Below are 25,200 nucleotides of genomic sequence, written 5' to 3' on the forward strand. Positions count from 1 at the left end.
CGGAGGTGTCAGGCATAGCGGCCTGACACCTGACGTGGAGCGCGGAAAAACGGGACGAGATGAGCCGGCGCTAGTTGGGCCGATGCTCGAGCGATCTTCGGGTGTACCGGGTCGTGACGACCTTGAGTCTCTCGAACAGATAGAAGTACAGCTTGATGTACTGCCCCACGAGGATGGCATTCATGAAGGTGCCTTCGCGGATGAATTCCGGTTTGCCGAGGAACAAGCAGCCGATGGTTGCACTAACCACCAAGAGGGTGCAGTCGAAAGCCGTCTTGATGTTTCCCCACTTCCAGCCCGTGCGGTTGAACAGCGTGTTGACGAACATATCGATCGGCATCAGCACGAGATTGGCGCGGATCATCAAAAAGAGGCCGAACGCGAGCAATGCATCCGCGCACGCCAGCAGAGACAGCTTGTGCCAGTATTCATCCACCACGATCGGCCGCGTCAGCATCAGATTCAGGTCCAAGCACGACGCGAGCACGAACGCCGGGATCAGCGACGCCAACTGCTTGAGCTTGAAATCCTTCCTCAGAATCAGAAACGTGAGGAACAACATGAACAGCTCGAGCATGAAGTTATACGTGCCTTGACTCAGTGGCCGATACACGAGCGTCATCGTCCGAGTCAGGCTGCTTTGCGGCGAAATGCCGATGCCCGCGCGAATGGCGAGGCTGATACCCAGCGTCAGAATATCGATGCCGATGATGTAGGTGATCCAGCGCCGTGTCAGGCTGCCGGTGTCGATGACTTCCGCTTCCCTTGCGTGGTGCGCCATTGCTGTCTCCAGGTCGTCGCGCTTCTTTATGTAGGCGGCCGCCTCTTGCATGATGAGGCACCGCTCACTATTGGGAAATCCGGCTTGCACCGGAGTGTCTCCGTCCGTTCCATCCCGGCGAGCCAGACATCGCTCGCCGGTTCTCCGATCCTTACAAGGCTCGATCAGGCCATGAAACCGAAGCGGTCGAGCGAAATGAACAAGGTCAGCAGCTTGTTGACCACCGGCTCGCCTTCGTTGCGGTTGCCCAACGCTTCCAGCGCGGCGTCGATGTCACGGGTCGCGGCGAGCAGGTCGGTCAGGCTCATGTTGGCCATGACGCCGTAGATGTCGAGCGGCAGCACCGCCTTCACCTCCTTGTTCTCGGTCACGACGCAGCCGCCAACGTAGCTGTCCACCTGCTTCAGGCAGTGGCACATCTCGTCGCTGTCCTGACCGACCGCGACGAAGTAGGCTTTAGGCGCCGGCCAGAAGGTCGCCACCGCACCGCGATCCACGCTAACCCCTTTGAACAGCCCGTTGACGACATGGCGCGCACCGTTCGCATAGCGCTGCACGACCGAGATCCGGTTCAAGCGGCTTCCCGCGAATTCGGGCACGACCTTGCCGTCGCGCAGCGGCACCCAGACCTCTTGGAAAAACTTCTCATGGCCGCGCCCGTAGACGTCGAACAGATAAACCTTGGCCTCTTTGCCGTCGGGCGATACCTCAAGCGGCACGAGATCGAGTTGCTCGGGACTCAGATCGTCCAGTCCCCGCACCGGCTGCTTCACCATGCCCGAGTAGTCGATGTCGGCCTGCTTCAGCAACTTGCGATCTTGCGCGACAAGCTCGCCGTCTTTGAACACGAAGCGCGGATTGATCTTCGACAGACTGTCGGTCAGCACGATATCGGCGAAGCGTCCCGGCGTGAGCGAGCCGATCCGGTTGTCCATTCGGAACGCGCGCGCCGTGTATAGCGTCGCCATCTTGATCGCTTTGATTGGATCGATGCCCATTTCGGCGCACAGCGACACGATCCAGTCCATGTGGCCTTTGGTCAGCAATCGGTCGACCGAGATATTGTCCGCGCAGAGTTGGAAGTTCTCGGCGGGCCATTTGCGTTTGACGATCGCGCGCAGCATGATCTTGATCACTTCGCTGCTTCCCACGCCGAACTTGACCTGCGTTTGCAGGCCATAGCGAACGCTCTTCTCGATGTCTTCTTCCTTCCAGACATCGTGATTCGCGAACGCGCCGATCGCGGGCATGTAGTTCAGCATCATGTCCGACAGCGTCGTGACGCCCCAGTGGGTGTTCATGAAGCCGCCCTTCGCGCGACCTAGCGCGGACTTGCGGAAATCGTCGTCATTGCCGACGCTGTAGGTCAGATGCGCCAGTTCGCCCAAGCCGATGATCGGATCCATCTTCAGCAGCGCGTCGGTCATCTCGACGGACGTCTTCTTACCCGGCGCAAACGCGAACACCCGATAGGGCAGCCGCTCGCGCTGCGCGAACAGTTGCTCGGTGGCCTGCACGGCTTCGGGACCGGCCGCGCTCACGAAGTCCAAGCATTCGGAAAATATGGTCGTCGTGCCGCACGGGACGATCGCCTCGCCGAAAGCCGCCGGGTGTGCGAGTTGCGCGTCGAAATGGACGTGCGCGTCGATCAAACCCGGAATCGCGTACAGGCCCTCTCCGTCGAATACCTGACGCACCTTGATGGCCGTTTCATCGGGATTCAATGCGACGATGCGCTTGTCGTAGACGAGGAGCGATCCGTGATAGACCGTTTCACTGTGGACGTCGAGGATGTGCAGGTTCTTCAAAAGAAGATCCGCTTCCTTCTTGCCGTTGAGAATGTCGAAAATGGCTTTTACCTGGTCGTAGTTGACCTGAACCTGGTCGCGTTGACCGACCGTCGTGACATTTCTCTCGCTAACTTCCTGGTACATGACTGTTCTCGCTTTCGTCGAATAGATGGGGCACGCTTTTTCGCGTAACGGATGAGCCTCTGCGGCAGCATCGCGCGACGCGAACGTTGCGGCACAGCCGGTCGATGGCGTTTCGATCGGACCGCTAACAGTCCGATCGCCAGCGAGCGCGACTGACGTAATGAAAACGGAATTGAGCGTTTCTAAAAAGCAGTGTTTTTCGCACGGAGCGTGCACTTTTCGAGTACGATGGATCGCCCCGGGGAGGCGGGCATCCATGCTCCATTCAAGACTGCTTCGCTATATCGACGAAGTTGCACGTTGCGGTTCCATTCGCGCGGCGGGCGAGAAGTTGCATGTCGCGCCATCGGCGATCAACAAGCATTTGCTGTTGCTGGAAGAGGAGATCGGCGAACCGCTGTTCGAACGCCTGCCACGCGGGCTGCGGCTAACGCAGGCGGGCGAGATCCTGCTCGCTCATGTGCGCCGGACGATGTCGGAATACCGGCAGGCGGAAGCCGAGATCCGCAATCTGAAGGCGCTGCAAAAGGGTGAGGTCATCATCTCCACCGTCACGGGACTTGCGAGTGGCATCGCATCCACCGCGGCGGCGAATTTCTGCGCGCAGCATCCGCACATCAAGGTTTCCATCCGCGCGATGTCGGTGCACGAAATCCTTGACGCGTTGATGGGTGGTGAAGCGGATCTCGGGCTGGGATTTAATCTGCCGCCGTCGCCGCAACTGGAAATTCTCTGGGAAATGGACACGAGCCTGGGTGCGGTGATCGCGCCGCACCATGCGCTGGCACGCATGGAATCCATCCCGCTCATGCATTGCACCACGTATCCGCTGATCTTCGCCGATCGCTCCATGCTGATCCACGGCATCGTCGCCGACACCTTCGCGGAAGCGGGGCTCGACGTGGAGCCGGCGTTTCGAACCAATTCCATCGAGACGATGAAGCGCCTCGCGTCGGCCACCGAGGCCATCGCTTTTCTCAGCAAGTACGACATCGCGGACGAGTACCGTCAGGAGGTTCTGACGTACCGGCAGATTCGCGACCGTGCGTTCGGCAGGAACGCCCTCTCCCTCGTTCGCCGCGAAAAACAGGGGCGTGGGCTCGCGAGCCTGCTGTTTGCCGAGCAAGTCATGAGCGTGCTGGGCGCGATCAGCGGATAGAACCGCGCATAGGGCCGCAGGCGCCATCAAACGAATGGGCGCCTGCGCACACCCGCTTCACCCGATCAGCCGCCCGACGAGGACACGCGCCTCGCGCAGCAACGCATCGCGATCCACCCCTGGGATTTCGCCTTCCTCCACCGCCACGCGCCCGCCGATGATGCTGTAGCGCACTCGCGTCGGCTCCCCGGCCGCGACCGGCGCAATCGCAAGGTCGTGAAAGCCGCCGAAGCGCACATCGTTCGTGTCGTACAGCACCAGATCCGCGGCCTTGCCCACTTCGAGCGTGCCGACCGCATCGAGCCCGAGCACGCGGGCACCGCCCGCGGTGCCCCAATGGATGGTCTCCTCGACCGTCGTCGCCGCCGCGCCGCCTGCCGCCCGGTGCACGAGCCACGCAAAATGCGCCTCGTGGGTCATACTGCCCGACTCGTTCGATGCCACTCCGTCCACCCCGAGCGACATCGGTACACCGGCCGCGGCCATGCGCGGTGCCGGTGCAATCCCGCTGCCCAAGCGAGCGTTGCTGACCGGACAATGCGAGCATCCGCTGCCGCTCGCCGCGAGCAGCTCGATCTCCTCCGGCGTCATATGCACGAGGTGCGCGAACCAGACGTCGGGTCCCAGCCACTCGTGAGCCGCGACGAATTCGAGAGGCAGTTTGCCGAAGCGCTCGCGGCAAAAATCCACGTAATGCGTCGTCTCCGAAAGGTGCGTATGTAGCCGCAGTCCCATGCCGCGCGCCGCACGTGCGACTTCCGGCAGCAACTCGGGCGGCAACGAAAACGTCGGTGTCGTCGGCGCGACGACGACGCGTCTCATCGCGTCGGGAGCGGGTTCGTGATAACGCGCCTTTAGGCGCTCGATATCGCCGAGCATCTGATCGAGCGTTTCCGGTTTTAGCGCGACTTTCGAAAATCCCGGATGATCGTCCGCCGCCTGCAGTGCGCCGCCCCGGCACAGCACGAAGCGCATCCCGAACGCCGCCGCCTCGTCGAACAGGAGATCGCCGGTTTCCGTCGTGCCGTTCGCGTGATACAGATAGTGGTGGTCCGCGCACGTGGTCACGCCCGACAGCAGCAACTCCGCGAACCCGAGCCGCGCCGCGGCCCGAAGCATGTCCGGCGTAAAGCGCGCAAGCCGCGGATAGGGCACTTCGGCCAGCCACGTCTGCAGATCGGCGTTGATGCCGGCAGGGACTGCCTTGAGCAGGTTCTGAAACAGATGGTGGTGCGTATTGACCCACCCCGGGTAGACGACGCACGAGCGCGCGTCGATTACCCGCTCGCCTTCGCGCGGCTCGAGCGCCGCTCCGATTTGATCGATGCGGCCATCGCGGATGCGGACGTCGACCTTGCCGAGCCGTGCCGCGTCGCCGCGCATCCCGCTCATCACCGCGACCGGATCGCGGATCAGCAGCGCTTCTGATTGTGCTTTCACGATTGCATGCCTCCGAGGCGTAATAGTCGAAGCCGCGTTTATCATTCGCGGACCATCCGATGCGTGTCGACCGCGATGTCCTCATGCGCGCCGTTCAACAGCGCGTTCAACACCACCGACACGAGGCACGCAAGCACCACGCCGCTTTGCAGGAATGGCTGGGTCCACTCGGGCATTTGCTTAAAGACCTGGGGTGCCATCACCGGGATCAGCGCGGTTGCCATGGTGAAGCCGACGATCAGCACGTTGTAGCGGTTATTCTCGAAGTCCACCTTCGCGAGCGTCTGCACACCCGCCGCGACCACGACGCCGAACATCGCAATGCCCGCCCCGCCGAGCGCCGCGGCCGGCGTCGACGCGACGACCGCTCCGATCTTCGGCACCAGCGCGACGACGCACATCAGCAGGCCGCTGATCGCCACGACCCAGCGGCTGCGTACGCCCGTCAGGATCACGAGGCCGACGTTCTCCATGAACGCGATGAACGGAAATGCCGCGAACATGCCCGCGATCGCGCTGGCTAGCCCGTTCGCGCGCAGCCCGCGGATGACGTCTTCCTCGCTGATGTCTTTCTCGACGATGCCGCCGATGGCGACGAACAGGCCCATCGACTCGACCATCTGCACGACCATGACGACGATCATGGTGAGGATCGGCACGAAGGAGAACACCGGCATGCCGAAGTGAAACGGATACGGCACGGTCAGCCACGGTGCGTGGCTCACATTCGTGAAGTTGCCCATCCCGAGCAGGCACGCCACCACGCTGCCGACGACGAGGCCGATCAACACCGCGAGATTGCGCACGAACGGCGTGCCGAAGCGGTTGATCGCTAGAATGACGAGCGCGACGAGCAGCGTCACCGATAAAAAAGGCAACGCGCCGAACTGTGCGCTCCCGCGGCCGCCACCCGCCCACTCGTAAGCAACGGGAAACAGTTGCAGGCCGATGACCGTCACGATGCAACCCGTGACGACCGGCGGGAAGAACCGCCGCAAACGGCCGACGAGCGGTGCGGCGAAAAGCGTAAATACACCGGCCGCTATCACCGCACCGCAGACGCCCCGAAAGCCCACGCCCGGACTCGTGCCGATCGCGATCACCGGCCCGACGCTGCTGAACGCCACGCCCTGCAGGATCGGAAGACGAACACCGAAGCGCCAGACGCCGGCGGTCTGAAGCATCGTCGACACACCGGAACAGAACAGCGCCGTGCTGATCAGGATAGTCGTGTCGGCCGGCGAAAGCTTCAGCGCCGACGCGACGATCAGTGGAACCGCGATCGCGCCGATATAGGCGACAAGCATGTGCTGCAAGCCGAGCGTGATCATCTGCCGCTTCGGTAATACCTGGTCGACGGGATGCCTTGCGGTGTTCATCGAATGTCTCCTGGATATCGTGCGATCGTTCGAGCGTACGGCTACGGTTGCGCAGTTACGCGGTTGCGCGGCCGCGGCGGGATAAGGTGGATCAGGCGATGCGACTCAAGCGACGGCGCCCGCGGCAAAGCACGCCGCGACGCACGTGTGAAAGCGCGCGGTGAGCGCGGCCCGATCGAGCCCACGGCCGATGAAGACGATGCGGCTCGTGCGCGGCTCGCTGCCCCATGGCTGCGCCGCGCGCAATTCGATCACGTCGTGGACGCCTTGCAACACATAGCGATGCGACTGCCCCCGCACGGCGAGAATGCCTTTCAGCCGAAACAGCGAGCTCTGGTCCTCGGCGCGCAGTTCGGCGAGCCAAGTCTGCAGCGCACCGAGGTCCATGTCCGCCTCCATCTCGATGCCGACCGAGGTCACGCTGTCGTCGTGCTGATGGTCGTCGTGGCCGTGTTCGTGGTGGTCGTGATGGTCGTGCGCGCTCGCGGCTTGCGCGTCCTGATACGACGCGTCCGACTCAACCAGTTGCTGCGAAAACTCCGACGCGCCCACCCCGAGAATGCGATCGAGATCGATGCGTGCATAGCTCGACGTGACGATCTGCGCGGTGGCGTTCAATTCGCGGATCCGGTCCGTCAGCGCGCCGATCTGCTCGGGTGTCACGAGATCGACCTTGTTGATCACCACCCGATCGGCGCAGACCAATTGATCGACCGCCTGGTTATCCCGGCCATCCAGCACGACGTCGTCGAGATGCTGGCCGACATGCTTCGCATCCACCATGGTCACGACCGCGTCGAGCGTCACGCGTTGCGCGATCGGATCGTCGATGAAAAAAGTCTGCGCGACCGGATAGGGATCGGCGAGACCGCTCGTTTCGACGATGATGTGATCGAGCCGGTCGGGCCGGTCGAGCAGCGTGCGCACGATCCGCACGAGATCCTCGCGCACCGCGCCGACGCAGCAGATGCAGCCGTTCGTCATCTCGTAGATCTCCTCGGTCGATTCCAGCACCAGACCGCCGTCGATGCCGATTTCACCGAACTCGTTTTCGATCACCGCGATCTTGCGACCGTGTTTTTCGCGCAGGATGTAGTTCAACAGCGTGGTCTTGCCCGCGCCGAGGAACCCAGTCAGCACCGTGACGGGAATCTTGTCGATGTCGCGGTGGGTTTCGTGGATCCGGTTCATTGTCTGTCTCCTGTGTTTGCGAAGGTTGCGCCCCAGCGTGTCGCCGTGCCGGCGTCTAGGCCGAACAGGTCGAGCACGCGGCCGAGCGTGTGGTCGATCATGGCGTCGAGCGTAGCGGGCCGCGCATAGAACGCGGGCACCGGCGGCGCGACGATCGCGCCCATTTCCGTCACCGCGGTCATGTTGCGCAAGTGCGTGAGTGTCAAAGGCGTCTCCCGAGCGAGCAGCACCAGCGGCCGGCGTTCCTTTAGCGTCACGTCCGCGGCACGCGAGATCAATGTGGACGTCACGCCCGTCGCGATCTCCGCGAGCGTCTTCATCGAGCACGGCGCGACGATCATGCCCAGCGTGCGGCACGAGCCGCTCGAAATTTGCGCGGCCATGTCGTCACAGCGGTACACGCGATCCGCGAGCGCGGCGACGTCGGCAAGCCGGTGCTCTGTCTCGTGCGCCATCGTCACCAACGCGCCGCGCGACACGGTCAGGTGTGTCTCTACGTTCAGTTGCCGCAGGAGTTGCAACAGCCGCACGCCATAGACGAAACCCGACGCGCCGCTGATGCCGACGACGATTTTCGGCGGTGGAAAGCCCATGCGCACGGTCATCGCGGCTCTCCTACCGCCTCGTGCAAGATCCTGCGTGCGCGTTCTCGCGCGGCCTCGCCCACTATCGCGCGCACGCCGTCGAACGACGCGCCCCGAGTCGCGTCGATGCCCATGCGGGAAGTCGTGCCCTGCGCCGTCGAGGACGGATCGAGCGGACTGCCCGGCAAACCGTCGACGACGAACAGATCGCGATGCGGCTGGAAGTGCGTCGCGATCGCCCATAGCACCTGTTCGTCGCTGGTGATGTCGATATCGCCGTCGACCGCGACGACGTTCTTCAGATATGGGTCCCAACCGAGCAGCGCAAGCATGATCTGGCGCGCCTCGCCGTCGCGGCTCTGATCGAGCGACACGTAGCAGTGGAAATGCGTGCCGGAGTTCGGGTAATGCAGTGCCTTGACCGCCGGAAAGCGTGCCTTCAGCTTCTCGTTCATCTCCGCCTCGCGCGGAAGCCGCGCGAGTGTAAGATGCTCGGCGTACGGGCCGCCCGCGACATCGACGAGCCACGCATCGCGCCGCCGCATCATCGTCTCGACGTGAAATACGTTGTTGGTCGAGCGGTCGGACGAATAGCCGGTGAATTCTCCGAACGGCCCTTCCTCGGCCCACGCGGCGGAATCGATCGAACCCTCCAGCACGAACTCCGCGCTCGCGGGCACGCCGATCCCGTGGCGCGGGGTGCGCACCAACTCGAGCGGCGCGCCGAACAGTCCCCCCGCGATGCTCCGCTCATCGACGCCGAACGGCACGCGTGCCGACGCCGCAAGCATGAAGAGCGGATGCGCGCCGATCACCATCGCGACCGGCAGCGCATCGCCGCGCGCCTTCGCTATTTGCAGCATTCGCCACAAGTGGCCGCGCGAATGCAGGCTCGTCGCGAGTGCGTTGCGCGCGTGGCGCATCGAGCGGTGGTAGCTGAGGTTCGCGATGCCCGTCACCGGATCTTCGGCGACGATCACCGCATTCGTCACATACGGCCCGCGATCCGTCTCGAAGTGGCGAATCATCGGTAACTGCGAGAGATCGACCGCGTCGCCTTCGGCGATGCAGTCGAGCACCGGTCCACACGCTGCGATACGCGGCGCGAGCGGCGCGTTGGCACGCTGCTGATAGGCGTCGAACAGCGCATCCGGCGACACCCCGAACATCCGGCCGATCCGCTCGCGCGACGCGAATAGATTCGTGACGAGCGGCACGCCGAGACCTTCCACGTTCTCGCAGACGAGTAACGGATGCCGGCCGCGCGCCGCGAGTTCCGCGATGAGCGCCGTCACGTCCTGATCGGCGGACAGCGGCTCACGCACCGTCACGACGTCCCGGGGATAGGCGCCGCGGTATGCGTCGACGAACGCGTGCACATCCTGCGATACGAGCGCAACCGGTTTTGTCATGGTGAGCTCCGGAAGAGTATGCAAAAGCGGGGCTGCGCGATGCGCCGGGTTCCGGCGCATCGCACGACGCTCCGGCCGTTAGACGTAGCTGGTCACGAGCCGCTGCTGCGCTTCTGCCAGGTCCTTCGGCGGCTTGGTGGGCTCGATGCCGACCAACCGGGCGATGTTGTTACCCATGTAGTCCTCGAGGCCGTCTTCGTCGAGATTCATCCCCTGCGGCGCGGGCGAGCACAGCACCTCGAGTTCGCGCAGCCACATGCCCGGTTCGTTCGGCGGCGAATCGGTGCCGAACACGATCTTCTCGCGCGGCAATTGGCGGGCAAACTCGACGATTCGCGACTGAAAGCACCACCCCGATTCGCAGTACACATTCGGCGTGTCCATCGCCATCCAGAACGCCTCGAACGAATAGTTGCCGCCCGTCTGGATCCCGAAGTGCCCGATGATGAAATTCACCATCGGGAATTCGCGAATGATCGGGTAGAACATCGTCGGAATCGTGTAAGGACCGTCGCCGGTATGGATCAGAACGACGACGCCCAGCTCCGCGCATTTCTTCATCGCGGGCCGCAGCCAGTCGAGCGCGCGGTCGGGCCGGTATCCGTGCATGTTCGCGTGCAGCTTCAGCATCTTGAAGCCGTACTCCTTCACGTGGAATTCGAGTTCGGCCGCCCCGTTCTCGGGACCCCAGCGCGGGTTATACGTAAAGTTGCCGATGAAGCGGTCGGGATACTTTTGCGTGAGTTCGGCGATGTACGACATGTAGTCGCGAATGCCGTCTCGGCCGCGGCGGTTGCCGTCGCGGTAACCGGTATTGCCCGGCGGCGGCTGGATGAACCCCATGTCGATGCGGCGCGGCTTGCCGTTGATCATGTACGGACCGTCCATCATCTTGATGAGACGCTCGCCCGTGAATGGCTCGCCCGTGTGACGCCAAGCTTCGTCCACGAGATTGGTCGGATGCAGGTGGGTATCGATGATCATCGGCGCGCTCCAGCGGTGGCGGTAAGTCCTTCGCGCTTCGCCGCTGCGCCGGACAACAGATGCAGATGAGTGCGGGCCTCCTCGGCGCTGCGCGGCGGCGCAGTCGGCTCGAGGCCGATCATCTTGGCGACGTTGTTGCCGAGATAATCTTCGAGCGTGTCTTCATCGAGGTTGAGGCCTTGCGGCGGCTCGTGACAGAGCACCTCGAGCAGGCGCAACCACATGCCCGGCTCGTTTGGCGGCGTGTCGGAGCCGAACAGAATCTTGTGTTTCGGCAGCACCTTCGCGAACTCGACGATTCGCGATTGCAGGCACCAGCCGGATTCGCAGTACACGTTCGGCGCATCGAGCGCCATTTGAAAGGGCTCGAAGCAGTACACGCCGCCCGTTTGCACGCCGAAATGCGCGAGGATGAAGTTGACCGTCGGAAACTCGCGGATCAGCGGATACCATTCGGTCGGAATGCTGTAGGGGCCGTCGCCGGTGTGCAGCTTGACCAGCAGGCCCAGCTCGGCGCATTTGCGCAGCGCGGGACGCAGCCAGTCGAGCGCGCGATCGGGACGATAGGCGTGCATATTGGCCTGTAGCTGCACCATCCGGAAGCCGTGTTCCTTTGCATAGAACTCGATCGCTTCGGCACCGGCCTCCGGGCCGCAGCGTGGGTTGTACACGAAGCAGCCGATCAGACGGTCCGGATACCGCTTCGTCAGTTCGACCGTGTACGCCATGTACGCGTCGATCGACTCGCGCCCGGATAGCTCGCCATCGGTCCACGTGTAGATGGTATTGCCCTGCGGGGGCTGGATGAACGCCTTGTCGATGCGGCGCGGCTTGCCGTTGACGAGGTAAGGACCGTCCATCATCTCGATCAGACGCTCGCCGGAAAACGGTTCGCCGTCGTGGCGCCACGCGAGGTCGACCAGATTGGTCGGATAACAGCTCAAATCGATGATCATGTGCTCGATCTCAGCAACCAGGTTGCATGGGACCGGAGCGAGCACTCGCGCGCTCACTCTGGCCGACACGGGGAGAGGCACCGGTTGTGCCGGTGCCATGTCGCGATCAGGCCCATCGCGCCACCTGACCGCATCTCGGGAAGGCCCCGTGGGACGAACCCATCGGGGCGAACCCGAAACGCGATCAATGACGGCCCTTCATCAAGCGCACCGTTGCGCTTCCCCCTCGCCGGCATCGAGTGTCACACTGATGTGCACTGCTGCTTGCGATGCAGTCTCACAAAACGAATGGGCTCTGTACAATATTTTTTGAACCCCTTCTTGATACGTTGCCGATATGGACATGCGTCTGCTGCGCTACTTCGCCGTGCTCGCCGATGAACTGCACTTCGGCCGAGCGGCTACGCGGCTGCATATCTCGCAGCCGCCGCTGAGCCAGCAGATCCGCATCCTCGAGGAAGAGATGGGCACCGCGCTGTTCGTGCGCTCGCAGCATCGCGTCGAACTCACGGAGGCAGGGAAAACACTGAAGGAGCAGGTGCCTCTGATCTTCGCGCAGTTCGAACGTGCGATCGACCTCACGCGCTGCACGGGCCGCGGCGAAGCCGGGAACCTTGCGATCGGCATCATCAGCTCAGCCATGGTGGGGCCGCTGCCACGCGCGCTGCGCGACTTCAACGCGCGCCACCCGCAGGTTCGCTGGACACTGCATGAAATGACGCCCGCCGCTCAGATCCAGGCTCTGAAGGAGAAGCGGCTCGACGTCTGCTTCTTTCGCGTGATGCACGACGATCCCGAGATCGGCACGGAAGTCGTGATGCATGAACCGGCGGTCGCGGTTTTGGCGCAGGAGCATCCGCTCGCCGCGCGGTCGGAGCTCGCGCTGCGCGATCTAGCCGGCGAGCGGTTCATTTCGTTCGGTCGCGAGGAGTCGCAACTCGCGCGCTATTTGCACGAGTGCTGCGTTCAAGCCGGCTTCACACCGGACATCGCACAGGAAGTCGTCGAGGTACACACACTGCTGTGCCTCGTACGCGAATGTTTGGGCGTTGCGCTGCTGCCGGCTTCCGCTTGTCAGCTTGCGACGGGCGGGGTCGCGTTCCGGCCGCTCATGGAGCCGTCTCCCGATGTCTCGATGCATGCCCGGTATCGCGCCGACGACGCTTCGCCAGTGCTCGCCCTCTTTCTCGCGACCGTGCGCGAGGTGGCTGCGGCGATGCGGTTGGACTTCCGACCCGCCGCTTCGTGACTTCCTGCCCACACCGATAGCACCATCTTCGCAACGTCTTCGATATCGCGCCACCGGACGATCTCAATCGGAATATCGCCTCCAAGGACGGTCGGCCGTTTCAGCATCGTGCCCAGTCATTTGGGCGCCGCGGGGCTAGACTGGGCAAGTGCCTAACGGGTCGCACTGACTCTCTTCGTCACACCCTCGGGCCGCATGGCCCGCACCGCTTTCTATCGGGATGCCTTGCGCAAAGGATGTTCCGACAGGTACACCCTCAGCGCAGCATTGATGCGTGTTTGCCAGCCATCACCCGTGGCACGAAACGCCTCCAAGATATCCGCGTCATAGCGGATGCTGACTTGCTCTTTCGGGCTCGCCAGAGGCGGACGACCAGCACGACGCTTAGCCATGACCTCCCCGAACGGGCGCAGCCGCTTGAACTCATCGTCGCTCAACTCCCGCGTGTCCGGATCTGCAGCAATACCTCGCTGGATCGCCGCATCTTCCTCGTCCGTCGGATAGACGAATTTACGTTTGCTGCTCATAGCGTTGAACCTCTCTACGGTTGGCCTTGCGCAAGCTGATGATCCTGACGGCGTCGCCTCGATACGTGAATGCCACGCAGTACACCCGCTCACCGAGCGGCGCATAACCAATGAACCGATCCTCCTCATAGTCGAAGCGATCGTCCGCCTCAACTTGAGCCGCGCGCCAATTCAACTCGGCCGCTACAGCCAGTGAAACGCCGTGCTTCCGCCTGTTGCCGGCATCCTTGGCAGGATCGAACTCGATTTCGATTTGAATTATTGTATCTGCAATAATTATCCTGTGCCATCCTTCGGGATGGCCCCCACTTCCTTCTGCCCATACACTCGCTCGAGCAGCCGATTCGGCCGCGCCTGCTCGATCCGCTCCGCCTCGTCAGCACTGAGCACGTGTTTCGATTGGCGCTTTTCCACACGGGGCATGTCCAAGTCGGCCGCCGGGTTCGACGGGATGCGGTGGTTACGCACCAGCCACCGGAACCACACCCTCATCGGGCGCCAGCCGCATATGTTGACTGCGTGCCGACAGTGCCTCGCTGTTTTGCTTGCAATATAGGAACAAGTAACGCTGATTGCGCTCCAGTACCGGGTGAGTCACCCCTTAACTCATCGTCTTATCCACATCGCCGCGCTCGGTCCCGGGGCGCGGAAGAACATGTTTACCTTCAATGACATAGCGCAGCACTTGTAAGCTTTCGGCGAAACGCGTTTACTCTCGCTTTTTGCGTGAACGCCTTAGCCCTGGACACGACTTGCTGGACGGAAACGGAATTCGCCCACCTCGATCTTGGCGACGCGCGCCTGAACAAGCGAGCGAGAACATTGATGGAACGATTGGCGGCCAAGCCGACGGCGGGCGTGCCCCAAGCCTGTCGAGGCTGGAGCGAGACGATAGCGGCGTACCGGTTCTTCGATAACGAAGACGTTGAATGGGCCACGATTCTGGAGCCGCATTGGCAGCAAACGCAGCAGCGCATGGCGGCACACCCGGTGGTGCTGTGCCTGCAAGACACCACTGAACTGGATTTCAACGGCCGCGGCACGGCGGGGCTTGGACCGCTGTCGTACGAGGCGCAGCGCGGCATGTATTTGCACCCAACCTACGCGGTGACCCCTGAGCGCCTGCCGCTGGGCGTACTGGACGCATCGAGTTGCCGGCGGACAAAGGCCAAAGTGTTGCGGCCACGTGCCTGGTCGCACGTGAATTCGATGCGCCTGCCGGCGTCAAGCCGATCGAATGGCGCTTGCTCACTAACCGCGAAGCGACGAGTTTGCAGCAGGCCATCGAACTCATAGACTGGTATCGGGCTCGCTGGGAAATCGAGATTCTGTTCAACGTGCTGAAGAACGGATGCCGCATCGAGGCTCTGCAGCTGGGCACAATCGAGCGGCTCGAACGCGCTCTGGCGTTGTTCCTCCCGCGGTCATCCCGCTGGCAAACATCGCGACGCCTCTACGATCTGGCCCCAAGACGGACTTTATTCCTGCGGATCAGCCGTGATCCGAGAGAATAAAGTCCGTCTAAGGGACAGACTGCAACTTATTGAATTGAAAGGCTCTCGGCTAAGGGCGTGCTCGGACGCAAAGTCCGTCATGACGCGCCGAAACCAAGGTTCCGCGATCCTGCCGCGGAATAAAGTCCGTCGTGCGGCGTTTTCGACTGCCTGACGTGGACGGAGATGCCAAGACGAGGAACAGCATCGATCCCCGCATTGATGGAGATCACGGAGATGCCCGCAGCCACTGCTCGCTTGATCGAGGGGCCAAGCGCATCGGGGTCGGGGATCGACACGACGATGCCCGCGGGGTGCTGGTTGACCGCGCCATCGACAAGCTTGCTCATTCCCACCATGTCGAATGTTTCAGGCGCGCGGTAGTCGACCTGAACGCGCACATCTTTTGCGGCCTGCATGGCTCCATTTTTCACAATCGACCAAAAAGGATCGGATGCTTGACACGGACAAGGAAGGCAGGCGAGGCCGCGACGTCTCCATCTCCGTCAATGCAAAAAGGCGCCCGAAGGCACCTTCCTGTGGATACCGTGTCGTTACAGCGCTTAGAACTTGTGACGAATGCCGATCAACGCCGCGACCTGGTTCGCCGTCGAGGACGGCGACAATTGATTGATGTCCGCGACTGCGACTTGCTGGGTCGAATCCTTGCCGCTGGCGTGCTGGTAGACGCCATCGACATAGATGTCGGTACTCTTCGACAAAAAGTAATCGGCGCCGAGCATGGCTTGGCTATATTTGGCGTCGCTCAAACCGTAGCCCTTCGTATAGTCATACGCAGCACCGAGCAGCAGCGCCGGAGTCAACTGATACTTGAAGTTGATTTCGGCATTGTGGAACTTGCCAGAGCCACCCGTGTAGCCGACCGGATTCAGGCTGTTGTCCGTGCCCGCTTCCGAACCGACATCCTTGAACTGCGTGTTGCTATAGGTCGCACCGATGGTAGCTGCGCCGAACGTATACGCACCGGCGAGCGAAATCACCTGCAGCGTATGCGCTGACGCGAAGCCGGAAATCACACGGCTACTCGGGAAGTTCGACGAAGACTCGGCTGTCGTCGCCGTGCGCGAACTCGCATTGTCGCCAAAGAACGAGTAGTTCGGATCTTTGACGGTCAAAAAGCCTGCGCCCAACTGCAGCGGACCACGCGAATAGCCCGCTCCGATGGACCAGATTTGGTTGCGGTTAAACTGCCCCGCCTGTCCGCCGAAGCTATACAAGCCACCGAAAGTGAACCCGGCGTAGTTCGCGCTCGTGAACTTGATCGAGTTGTTCACGCGGTTCGTGTTGTTCATGTTGTCGAGATCGGCCGGGTGAGCGGCGAAATACGATCCCCATTGGCTACCGACTTCGAGCGGCCCCGTGTAGTCAACTACCGAATCGTACTGGCGGCCCAACGTGACGGTGCCAAACCGGGACGTCGACAATCCCATGTACGCCTGACGACCGAACTCGTCACCACCTTGGCCCAGCGTGCCATTGAACACGTTGAAGCCGTTTTCCAACACGAAGATGGCTTTCAGGCCGCCACCCAGGTCTTCCGCCCCACGCAGACCCCAGCGGCTACCCTGAAGGTTTCCGCTGCTTGTGAAGAAGTTGTGCTGGGCACCCACGTTGTTCGTATAAGCGATGCCCGCGTCGATAACGCCGTATAGGGTCACGCTGCTCTGCGCATGCGCGGTACAGGCAAAGGCACCGAGTGTTGCCAGAGCGAGAAGCGACTTCTTCATTGCAAAGGTCTCCAAATGTTATGGGGGTTTTTATATCGATGCCGTCAGCCTATGGCATTAATATTTAGTACTACTAAATTTTTGAAGGCGAAGCGGAGGCACAAAAAATTGAACTCGTACTTCGCCTGAATGGTCCGCCGCGGTTCTATCAGCGGGCGCACTTGCACATCCGTCGGGTTTAGTCCGGCAGGCGTCGTGCGCGGTATGCGTAGTAGATCTGGACTGCCGAGGCGACTGCGAGCAGCGAAACGCTCATTGCTCTAAGGAACTGGGTGCTCGCGAATTGATCGCTCTCGTGACTAAGGAGCCAGCCAGCTAAAGCCGGTCCGAGGGAGATGCCGCCAACAGCCACAATGTAATAAACGCCGTTCATCTGCCCCGTCGTATCCAGTTTTGACATCACGCCGAGGATCATCGGATTGATGACCCAATACGCCAAGGAAAAGAGCAGGACGGAAGCCATGAAAATGAACAGCGATCGTGGGGCGACGATCTGCATTACGACCGAGAGGCAAAGCACAACAAAAAACAGGGTGATGATTGGCGCTGATGCCTTACGGTCGCCCGAGAAAACCGCCGACGCAGATCCCACCGCACTAACAATGGCTCCCCAACCCAGCAGGGAGGACATCTGCGTATGCCCAATCCCGGACGTCTCGCCGAGGACCGAGATGAAGGGAAAGAAGGTTCCTACGCCGAGGTAAAACACTCCGAATGCTATGGCGAGAACCACTTTCTCGCCCAGACCCAGGGCCTGCACTTTCTCAGACGAAATCACCTTCGCCTTCGTCACCCGCTCGTTGCTTTCCGGAACCCATGCGATCAGCAGCAGGGCGAGCGGAACCGTTCCAGCAAGGATAACGAAGATGGCATTGGAACCACACAGTCGAATGATGAACGGCATGGCGAACGCAGCAGCGGCCCCGTAAAGCTGCGTACTCGTTGAGTACAACGCCGCGGTCTTTCCGGGACGGCCTGACAGCGCAATCAGAATCCCCAGACGTCCGAGCCCGAAGCCCGCGCCCAAGCCCGATAGGCAGCGCAATCCGTAGAGCAAAACACCAGGATCGCCCTTGAACGAGATGCTGAGCAGATTAGCCAGCATCATCATGGCGAGGGCAAAGAACAAATACGGGCGCCGACGCAGTGCAAACGGAAACGCCGTCGCCAGGATGCTCCCCGCGCTCGTCGAGATCATCTCGGTTGTCAGGAGATATCCGGATGTCGCCTTGCCGAAGCCAACGGACTGCACAAAGGCTTGAATGATGAGAGGCTTGAGGGAAGAAGTCGCATGTCCCGCAATGCCGACCATCACGATCGCAAGTATAGGCAGCGCTGCGATCAGACCCGCACGCGATAGACCTCGGCCTGTGGGTGGATCACCGAGCGCGGACTCGAGCTTTTGATTGGTTGCTGCGGGATCGCTCATTTCAATTGTCTCCTCATCTGTAATCAACTACTGAACCTTCGAAGGGTCAACGGGTCGTGTGATTCGCGGATACGATCGGCACGAACTGCGGCGATGCTTGACGAGGAACGCATCGGTCCCGTCGAAGCTCATCTGAGAGACAGAATAGCTGGCCAATAGGCGCGGTATATGCAGTGCATCACCGCATCTCCAAATGATCAGTCTCCCTGTACATCATGTGATCAGTCTGCCTGCATATGTGCGAAGCGTATGTAAGGGAATGTACTTAAGTGCCGCAGTGTGTCGATCGAAAGAACGCCTCCTGTCGCGCGTACGCGATGTACACAGAAGCATGTGATCGACGTTTCTCTTAGGAGCGAAATTTCGTTATGGCCGCACCGCGCTCACAATGCCATCCGCCGATAACACGTTCGCGTGCTGCGGCAGCACCCTCTCGATCACAAAGGCGTGAGCTTGTTCGTCGGGGTCCATACATCCGTCACTGGCAACGACCAGGGCGTAGTCGAGGTCGAAAGCCTGCCGCACCGTGGAAAGCACCACGCCGGCGGTCGTCACGCCCGCAAGGATGAGCGTGTCGATCCCCCGCGCGCGCAGCAATCGCTCCAGATCGGTACAAGAGAAGGCGCCAATCCGGTGCTTGACGACGACCGGCTCGGAGTTGAGAGGCGACAAACGGCTATCGATCTTTGTGCTTTCGCTACCGAGAGCCGCCATACCGTTTTTCTTCAGCCCGGAAAACAGCTTGTTGCGTGGACTGATCTCGGGGTACCCGGGGCGAAATCCTACCGTGACGTGGATCGTCAGCATGTCGACCTTACGCGCCGCGCCCAGCAGCTTTGACGCATTGCTGACCACCTCGCTCGCCGCGGTTGGCGGCAAGAAATTGTCGAGAACGAAACTTTGGAAATCCATCAGAAGCAGCGCGGACGTATGGGGATCGATAGAAAGCGGCAGTGACATTGAGACCTCTGTTAGGTGGAAAGAAGGGATGCCTGGTCGCGCGCGGAAAATCCAACAGCTTTCCAGTTGAACGCTGCACCGATGAGCAGAAGAAGGCTGGTTCCGAAAAACACCGCTTTCAAGCCGATCTGGCCGCCGACGAAGCCGCCGATCAGCGGCCCCGTCACTTGGCCGGCAAATTGCGAGGACAACGAATAGCCCAAGGCGGCGCCAACGAAGTGATCCGGTACGTTGTGCCGGATCACAGCGGCAATACAGGGAAGGAGGCCGCCGAGCGCAAGCCCCATGAGGAAGCGCAGCACGATCAGTTGCCAGGCGCTGGTCACGAAAGCCTGTGGCACCAGCAGCACACCCGCCGCCATGAGCGCCAAGATGATCACCTTCGAATGCCCGGCCCGATCAGCCACCTTACCGAGCTGAGACGCGGAGGCAATGCTCCCGAGTGCAGTTGCGGCCATGACGAGACCGGCAACGAAGGTAACGTGGCCGCTATTCCGGGCACCGCCGGCGTGAAGAACCAAAGGCCCTTTCACCAGGGTCGCGACATATACGGTGATGATGGGCTCGATCGACATATTTGCAATCATGAGAAGCAGGCCAGTGGCAAGCATGGCCATCACGACGCCCTTATGCGGCACCTGCGACCACCCTCCGCTGCGCGCTTCCGATGCGACTTCCGCTTTGACCGTCACTTCTCGCACGAAGAGGGCTGTCGCAACGAAGGCGATGAAGATCATCGCGCCGGCCGCCCAAAATGTTGCCCGAATGCCGATCAATGACGGCAGCGACCCGCCCGCCAGGGGGCCGAGCAGATTCCCAGCCATCACTCCGGATGCAAGCAACCCAAGCGCCCATCCCACGCGATGCTTAGGGGTCTGGACGGCGATCAAAATGGTGGCGCCGGACGCGTAGCCTCCGGCGATCCCCGCCAAGAATCGCAGCCCGACGAACTGCCATATATTTGACGCAAACCCCATGAGAGGGATAGTCAACGCCATCCCCAAGCTCGCCCTTATCAGCATCGGCTTGCGGCCGAAACGATCCCCGAGATGGCCCCAGAGCGGTGCGATCAGCCCCGCGGCAAGAAAGTTGGCGCCATAAGCGATACCGGACCACTGCACAATCGCCGCGTGGCCCTTGACGCCGAGCTGCTCGACATAGATCGGCAAGAACGGCAAAACCACAGTCATCGCGAAGACGGTCGCAAACGAACCCAAAAGGCAAATCGCAAGATTACGCTGCCAGTAGCTGGAACTATCAGCATCCATATTCACCGATCTTTCGGTCATAAACGGGTTCCCATGAGTGCGCGAATTTCGGCGGCTGACGAAGGACTGAATCAGAAATGAAAGGCCCAAATGCTGCATCCGTTTTCGTATCGATCACTCCGCAACCGATAACCTTGCGTGCCGTCGCCGGTATACAGGCGCCCTGTGTTACATTGACGACGTTGACAGAGCAGCCCGTACCTACGACGTAGAGCCTTTTTACATATGAACGTTGATCGAAATTCCGTTGCCGAACTCGCTTCCGTCGCCGAGCTCGCGTTCGACCTTCGCGAGACCTTAGGACGCGGGGCTAGGCTTATCCGGGTCGAATCGGGCCCCCCGCTGTCGCAGCTAACCGTGCTGGGTCACCTCCAGCGGCAAGGCGCGATGAGCACCAACGATCTCGCAGCGGCCGAGCGTGTCCGCCCTCAGTCGATGTCGCTGACGGTTCAAGCGCTGGAAAAGGCAGGATTGGTCGGGCGCAAACCGCACCCGACCGACCGTCGCGCCGTGCTCATCCAACTGACACGCAAGGGCATCAAGACCCTAGAGAACATTTTTGCGGTGCGGGAAGATTGGCTGACCTCCGTGATCCTTGAACAGCTCACCGAAAAGGAACGCGAAGACCTGCATCAAGGCTTGACGCTTATTAAGAAAATCATCAACACGCGCGAGTAATTCGCCTAGGGCGCGGGGATCTAACCGGCCGCTTCATCGGATCTCGATAGCGGCCCCTTTCAACTCCCCTCGGCTAAACCCGCTTTCCCTAACGCAACGTTGCCAGAATGCTACGAGCGTCGCTGACTTCGAACTTGCCCGGCGCTTCGATATTTAATGTCTTGACCACCCCGTCGTCGACCACCATTGCGTAGCGCTGGGAGCGGATTCCCATGCCGCGCGCAGTTAAATCCTGGTCCAGCCCGAGTGCCTGAGTAAACGCCGCGCTGCCGTCCGCGATCATCTTCACTTTGCCGGCCGTTCGAAGATCGCGCCCCCACGCGCTCATGACGAATGCGTCGTTGACGGAAACGCACCAGAGTTCGTCGATGCCGGCTGCCGACAATTCCGCCGCCGCGTCGACGTAGCCAGGAACGTGCTTACCGGAACACGTGGGTGTGAATGCGCCCGGCAATCCAAAAATCACCACGCGTTTGCTCGCGAGCCGCTCACGCACCGAAAACGCATTCGGTCCCACCGCACAGCCTTCGGTCGCTACTTCGACGAACTCGAACAGGCGCTCGTCCGGCACTATGTCACCTACTTTGATCATGGTCGCTTCCTCCAACATAAGTGCTGCCACACAGTTCAATTGATCAGCCGATCAACCGGCTACGCCCATTATCGAGGCTCGAACTTCCACAAACATCGATGCGGCCGATGGGGCTTTCCAGTGTAATTTGCAAACGACTCGGGTACTTCGGACACGTAGACGGCGCCCTTGGAATCAACCGCAATCGCATGCGGTGCAAGGAACTCAACGCCCGGACAGATCACTTGAGCAACAATGGTGCTGTCCGGCGATCGGACCGTTACACGCCCGGGCAACGCTCGCTCCGCCCGTCCGAGCCGCCACGACTTCAGGTCCAACGGACCGCGTGGAAGCTCGTTTACGTATACGTACCCGCGTCGATCGAATGCTACATCCGTTGGGCGTTGCACGTCGTTCCACACGTCGAGCAACTCGCCATCGCGGGAGAAGATCTGTATCCGATCGTTCTCGCGGTCGCACACGAAAACACGGCCATCTGCATCAATCGTGACGCTGTGCGGTATGACGAAACAACCTAGACCAGCCCCTGGGCCGCCCCAGGAATGCATGAGTTGGCGCTCGGCGGAAAAACGGTGAACGCGGCAATTCCGGTAGCCGTCACTGACGAATAGCTCGCCATCGCGCCAGGGCACCGCTTTCGTAGGGCGATTAAAGGGTTGCCCCCCGCGGATTTGATCAAGCGCGGCCTCTGCGCTGGCCGCTCCGGCTTCACATCCCGTCTCGGATGGAATACCGCTGCCAATCGTTTCCAAAAGGCGCCCGGTCGGCTCGAACACGAAAATTCGGTGGCCGCCATCGTCGGCTACGTAGACCGTATCGTCGTCGCCGATCGAAATGAGGTGGGGACGGTTGGAGAAGTAACCGTTTCCCCAACGATTTAGCACCGCTCCGTCGGGATTCAGCACGGTGACGGGATCGTCGCCACGTCGCAGGACATAAACGCGATCGTGCGAATCGACCGCAACGCCAGTGACATCGTGCTCCCAAGTATCTTCGCCCCAGCCGGTGACCTCTTGGAAGTTCATGGCCGTCCTCACTCAGCCGATTTCCGGACCCAATGAGGCGCAAGCGCGTGCGCGTCGTCCGGCGCACCGTCGAGAAGCGCGGACACGGGATTCTCGTCGATGAACCAGTCCGAGAAGTCGTACGACTGCCACGCTGCGTCGGAAGCATCGAACGACGAAATCTCGAGCGGATTGCCGCTGGGATCCGAGAAGTAGATGGAGGAAATGAATCGATGCGTGTTGTTCACCCCGCGCCGTTCGGATACCTCGGATACCGGAATACCCTGCGAGAGCAAATGGTCCCTGAACCACAGGACGTCGGCATGCGAGCGCACATCGAAAGAGAGATGGTCCAGCTTTTGAGGCTGGACTGGACGACTCCACCGCTGCTTGCTAGCGGACGGCCACAGAACCGAGCTGACCGGAGCATCGGGACGCCCAGACACGGTGGGCGCCTCGTACAGAGAGAACAGTTCTCCGTTGCCCATTTCGAAGAACACCTGACGAACCGTGATATCCACCGCAATCGGGGAGCTGTCGAACTCGTCGCGCGCGCCCGCTCCCGTAGAATGATGTGCGGCGGAACGCAAGCCCTTGGCGGTGGTCGCGAAGCGCTGGGTTCGCACCACACGCATTCCGAGCACGTCCCGGTAGAACCGCACCCCTTCGTTCATGTCGTGCGTGAACATGACAAGGTGGTTGATTCCAGCAATCCGGCCTACTGCCGGCCCCGACTCCTGCAGAATCTGCCGGTGGCGCGGCAGGGCTTCGGCTTCGGACGATTCGCCGGTTTTCGATGCCATTTCGTTCATCATTAGCACTCCTAATCTTTCAATGATTTATCCGATTCGCGCATGCATGTCGAACACCAACCGTTCGTCAATCTATCTGCGCTTCCGACCGACATGCCGCGCGCTTTTGGATCAATACGGGGTCCTAAACGCTCACTTCGTTTCGCTATGCATCGAGAACCAATCGGCCCGAACACGACCTCGACACGCACACCATCATCGTCTGGCCCGCAGCGCGCTCCTTGTCACTGAGCACCGAGCATCGGTGGTCGGGTATGCCGGAGAGCACTTTGGTTTCACATGAACCGCACACCCCTTCCTGGCACGACGAGTCGATGTCTACGCCGTTCTCCTCGGCCATCTCCAAGATCGAGCGATCTGCCGGTACCGTCACGACCACGCCGCTGCGCGCGAACTCGACTTCGAATGCAGTGCCGGCGCCCTCCGCGCGATCCTCTCGTCGAGAAAACCGCTCGACGTGAACCCGGTCTTCCGACCATGTCGAGCACTGCTCATCGATCGTGCGCAACATCGACTCCGGCCCGCAACAATAGAGCACTGTTTCGGGATGCATCCGAGCGATCAGAGCGGGCAAATCCGCTTCACCTCGAGTGTCGCTCGTATGAAGCGAGACCTTGCCGGCCCCGAGCGCGAGAACCTCTTCAGCAAAGGGCATCGAGTCTGCCGAGCGGCCGCAGTACAACAAACTCCAGTCCGCGCCCGATGCGCAGACATCGACGATCATCGGCAGAATCGGAGTAATGCCGATTCCACCCGCGATGAACGTGTAATGACGTGCCGTCACGAGCGGAAAGTTGTTGCGAGGTCCCGTGACATCGACCGTATCCCCCACCGCCAATGCTTCGTGGATATGAGCCGAGCCTCCGCGGCTGTCGGGTGCAAGCCGCACTGCCACTTGCCATTGACGTCGATCCGCAATCTGGCCACACAAGGAGTACTGCCGCACATATTCCGCCCCCTTCGAGGCAAACCGGAGATCGATATGAGCGCCAGGCTCCCAGGAGGGAAGTTCCGCGCCATCCTTGCGCGTGAATGTAAGGCGAACGACTCCCGCCGCCACCACATCTTTACGGGCGATCACAAGTTCGAAGTCGCGTTCAGACATAACCGTTCCTTGATGAGCGGACGGGGCAAAAGTTGCCCTGCAACGTACCCCGTCCGCCAAAGTGCATCCGACCAACCGACAGGCCTGTCAGATTTCGAGCACAACCGCGGCGCCTTCGATCGAAACCGGCACCGTCTCGACGCCGGCTTTCAGGCGCTCCAACTCTTCCGGCGATTCGATCGACACAGGGTAGCTGCGCACTTTCTGATTGGACTTGAAGATCGTCCGGCCGGTCTTGATCTCGAACTCCCAATGATGCCAAGGACACGATACGACCTCGCCGTCGCGCACCCAGTGCGTTTCCGGCAGACCATCGGCCGGCAACGCCGCCTCCGACGTGCCTCGCACGTGGCCCTTGCAAAGCGGGCCGCCCATGTGCGGGCAGGTATTCTTCAATGCGTAGAACTCGCCGTTGACATTGAATACGCCGATTCCGCTCTTGACCTTGTCCGGATAGACAATCGTCGACGCGCCGGGCGGAAGATCGTCCACTGCACCCACTACGAACTTCATTT

General features: G+C 61.2%; 24 protein-coding genes and 2 pseudogenes. 4 read left to right on the forward strand and 22 right to left on the reverse strand.

The genetic code is table 11. The annotated features are described in order from the left end of the window. Window positions 1–70: 70 nt before the first annotated feature. Both DWV00_RS02565 and DWV00_RS02570 read right to left on the reverse strand, forming a co-directional pair. A complete protein-coding gene (locus tag DWV00_RS02565; RefSeq protein WP_115532240.1) occupies window positions 71–781 on the reverse strand; it encodes a YczE/YyaS/YitT family protein in 711 nt (236 codons plus the stop codon). Between the two features lie 164 nt (window positions 782–945). After that, window positions 946–2,715, reverse strand: a complete 1,770-nt coding sequence (locus DWV00_RS02570) for an adenine deaminase C-terminal domain-containing protein (protein WP_115531934.1) — start codon at window positions 2,713–2,715, stop codon at window positions 946–948. Window positions 2,716–2,875: 160 nt separating this feature from the next. On the opposite strand from DWV00_RS02570, the gene DWV00_RS02575 reads away from it, so the two are divergent. After that, entirely contained in the window at window positions 2,876–3,874 is a 999-nt protein-coding gene (locus tag DWV00_RS02575) for a LysR family transcriptional regulator (protein WP_245964682.1), read from the forward strand. 57 nt (window positions 3,875–3,931) lie between these two features. Here DWV00_RS02575 and DWV00_RS02580 read toward each other — a convergent pair whose 3' ends face one another. From DWV00_RS02580 to DWV00_RS02610, 7 genes are all read right to left on the reverse strand, one after another. Continuing rightward, on the reverse strand, window positions 3,932–5,359 hold the full coding sequence (locus DWV00_RS02580) for an amidohydrolase family protein (protein ID WP_220274645.1): 1,428 nt from the start codon (window positions 5,357–5,359) through the stop codon (window positions 3,932–3,934). Continuing rightward, window positions 5,356–6,693, reverse strand: coding sequence for a nucleobase:cation symporter-2 family protein (locus DWV00_RS02585; protein ID WP_115531937.1), 1,338 nt, complete (start codon window positions 6,691–6,693; stop codon window positions 5,356–5,358). Before DWV00_RS02585 ends, DWV00_RS02580 begins: the two co-directional genes overlap by 4 nt. A 105-nt stretch (window positions 6,694–6,798) precedes the next feature. After that, window positions 6,799–7,884 (reverse strand): CobW family GTP-binding protein, encoded by a 1,086-nt coding sequence (locus DWV00_RS02590; RefSeq protein ID WP_115531938.1) that lies wholly within the window; start codon window positions 7,882–7,884, stop codon window positions 6,799–6,801. Continuing rightward, the gene (locus tag DWV00_RS02595; RefSeq protein WP_220274646.1) at window positions 7,881–8,489 is read right to left on the reverse strand and encodes a UbiX family flavin prenyltransferase; all 609 of its coding nucleotides are present in this window, start codon (window positions 8,487–8,489) and stop codon (window positions 7,881–7,883) included. The genes DWV00_RS02590 and DWV00_RS02595 overlap by 4 nt, the downstream gene beginning before the upstream one ends. Beyond that, window positions 8,486–9,880 carry a UbiD family decarboxylase gene (locus DWV00_RS02600; protein ID WP_115531939.1) on the reverse strand — a complete coding sequence of 465 codons (1,395 nt, stop codon included), beginning with the start codon at window positions 9,878–9,880 and terminating at the stop codon, window positions 8,486–8,488. The genes DWV00_RS02595 and DWV00_RS02600 overlap by 4 nt, the downstream gene beginning before the upstream one ends. A 78-nt stretch (window positions 9,881–9,958) precedes the next feature. Next, the gene (locus DWV00_RS02605; RefSeq protein ID WP_115531940.1) at window positions 9,959–10,864 is read right to left on the reverse strand and encodes an amidohydrolase family protein; all 906 of its coding nucleotides are present in this window, start codon (window positions 10,862–10,864) and stop codon (window positions 9,959–9,961) included. After that, a complete protein-coding gene (locus tag DWV00_RS02610) occupies window positions 10,861–11,820 on the reverse strand; it encodes an amidohydrolase family protein (protein WP_115531941.1) in 960 nt (319 codons plus the stop codon). Before DWV00_RS02610 ends, DWV00_RS02605 begins: the two co-directional genes overlap by 4 nt. A gap of 337 nt (window positions 11,821–12,157) precedes the next feature. Between DWV00_RS02610 and DWV00_RS02615 the strand changes: the two genes are divergently transcribed. Beyond that, complete coding sequence (locus DWV00_RS02615; RefSeq protein WP_115531942.1) at window positions 12,158–13,069, forward strand: LysR substrate-binding domain-containing protein; 912 nt, start codon at window positions 12,158–12,160, stop codon at window positions 13,067–13,069. Window positions 13,070–13,281: 212 nt separating this feature from the next. Here the strand turns inward: DWV00_RS02615 and DWV00_RS02620 are convergent, their stop codons facing one another. Genes DWV00_RS02620 through DWV00_RS33895 form a run of 3 tightly spaced genes read right to left on the reverse strand, consistent with a single transcriptional unit; the run spans window position 13,282 to window position 14,025 of the window. Continuing rightward, on the reverse strand, window positions 13,282–13,596 hold the full coding sequence (locus DWV00_RS02620; RefSeq protein WP_115531943.1) for a BrnA antitoxin family protein: 315 nt from the start codon (window positions 13,594–13,596) through the stop codon (window positions 13,282–13,284). Then, complete coding sequence (locus DWV00_RS02625; RefSeq protein ID WP_342766963.1) at window positions 13,580–13,876, reverse strand: BrnT family toxin; 297 nt, start codon at window positions 13,874–13,876, stop codon at window positions 13,580–13,582. The genes DWV00_RS02620 and DWV00_RS02625 overlap by 17 nt, the downstream gene beginning before the upstream one ends. Further along, the gene (locus DWV00_RS33895) at window positions 13,873–14,025 is read right to left on the reverse strand and encodes a hypothetical protein (RefSeq protein ID WP_181885328.1); all 153 of its coding nucleotides are present in this window, start codon (window positions 14,023–14,025) and stop codon (window positions 13,873–13,875) included. Before DWV00_RS33895 ends, DWV00_RS02625 begins: the two co-directional genes overlap by 4 nt. Window positions 14,026–14,337: 312 nt before the next feature. On the opposite strand from DWV00_RS33895, the pseudogene DWV00_RS02635 reads away from it, so the two are divergent. After that, a pseudogene (locus DWV00_RS02635) lies at window positions 14,338–15,014 on the forward strand (IS4/Tn5 family transposase DNA-binding protein); the annotation flags it as partial. A 173-nt stretch (window positions 15,015–15,187) separates the two neighbouring features. Here DWV00_RS02635 and DWV00_RS02640 read toward each other — a convergent pair. The 5 genes and pseudogenes from DWV00_RS02640 to DWV00_RS02660 form a co-directional block, all read right to left on the reverse strand. After that, window positions 15,188–15,538: pseudogene (locus tag DWV00_RS02640) on the reverse strand (substrate-binding domain-containing protein); the annotation flags it as partial. 114 nt (window positions 15,539–15,652) lie between these two features. Beyond that, window positions 15,653–16,837 carry a porin gene (locus DWV00_RS02645; protein ID WP_115531947.1) on the reverse strand — a complete coding sequence of 395 codons (1,185 nt, stop codon included), beginning with the start codon at window positions 16,835–16,837 and terminating at the stop codon, window positions 15,653–15,655. Window positions 16,838–17,015: 178 nt separating this feature from the next. Next, complete coding sequence (locus tag DWV00_RS02650; RefSeq protein ID WP_115532242.1) at window positions 17,016–18,266, reverse strand: MFS transporter; 1,251 nt, start codon at window positions 18,264–18,266, stop codon at window positions 17,016–17,018. A 366-nt stretch (window positions 18,267–18,632) separates the two neighbouring features. Continuing rightward, the gene (locus DWV00_RS02655; protein ID WP_115531948.1) at window positions 18,633–19,226 is read right to left on the reverse strand and encodes a cysteine hydrolase family protein; all 594 of its coding nucleotides are present in this window, start codon (window positions 19,224–19,226) and stop codon (window positions 18,633–18,635) included. 11 nt (window positions 19,227–19,237) lie between these two features. Beyond that, window positions 19,238–20,494 carry an MFS transporter gene (locus DWV00_RS02660; RefSeq protein ID WP_115532243.1) on the reverse strand — a complete coding sequence of 419 codons (1,257 nt, stop codon included), beginning with the start codon at window positions 20,492–20,494 and terminating at the stop codon, window positions 19,238–19,240. Between the two features lie 225 nt (window positions 20,495–20,719). Between DWV00_RS02660 and DWV00_RS02665 the strand changes: the two genes are divergently transcribed. Then, window positions 20,720–21,172: a MarR family winged helix-turn-helix transcriptional regulator gene (locus DWV00_RS02665; RefSeq protein ID WP_115531949.1), complete on the forward strand. Its 453-nt coding sequence runs from the start codon at window positions 20,720–20,722 to the stop codon at window positions 21,170–21,172. Window positions 21,173–21,260: 88 nt separating this feature from the next. Here DWV00_RS02665 and DWV00_RS02670 read toward each other — a convergent pair whose 3' ends face one another. The 5 genes from DWV00_RS02670 to DWV00_RS02690 all read right to left on the reverse strand — a co-directional run bounded on the left by DWV00_RS02670 (window position 21,261) and on the right by DWV00_RS02690 (window position 25,198). Continuing rightward, window positions 21,261–21,764, reverse strand: a complete 504-nt coding sequence (locus DWV00_RS02670; RefSeq protein ID WP_115532244.1) for a peroxiredoxin — start codon at window positions 21,762–21,764, stop codon at window positions 21,261–21,263. 68 nt (window positions 21,765–21,832) lie between these two features. Further along, complete coding sequence (locus DWV00_RS02675) at window positions 21,833–22,789, reverse strand: NHL repeat-containing protein (protein WP_115531950.1); 957 nt, start codon at window positions 22,787–22,789, stop codon at window positions 21,833–21,835. Window positions 22,790–22,797: 8 nt separating this feature from the next. Continuing rightward, window positions 22,798–23,583 carry a VOC family protein gene (locus DWV00_RS02680; RefSeq protein WP_245964684.1) on the reverse strand — a complete coding sequence of 262 codons (786 nt, stop codon included), beginning with the start codon at window positions 23,581–23,583 and terminating at the stop codon, window positions 22,798–22,800. Window positions 23,584–23,725: 142 nt separating this feature from the next. After that, window positions 23,726–24,745 (reverse strand): PDR/VanB family oxidoreductase, encoded by a 1,020-nt coding sequence (locus DWV00_RS02685; RefSeq protein WP_245964685.1) that lies wholly within the window; start codon window positions 24,743–24,745, stop codon window positions 23,726–23,728. Window positions 24,746–24,772: 27 nt separating this feature from the next. Continuing rightward, window positions 24,773–25,198 (reverse strand): Rieske (2Fe-2S) protein, encoded by a 426-nt coding sequence (locus tag DWV00_RS02690; protein ID WP_115531952.1) that lies wholly within the window; start codon window positions 25,196–25,198, stop codon window positions 24,773–24,775. Window positions 25,199–25,200 lie beyond the last annotated feature (2 nt).

Origin of the sequence: Trinickia dinghuensis (assembly GCF_003367175.1) — a bacterium.
GTDB classification, from domain to species: domain Bacteria; phylum Pseudomonadota; class Gammaproteobacteria; order Burkholderiales; family Burkholderiaceae; genus Trinickia; species Trinickia dinghuensis.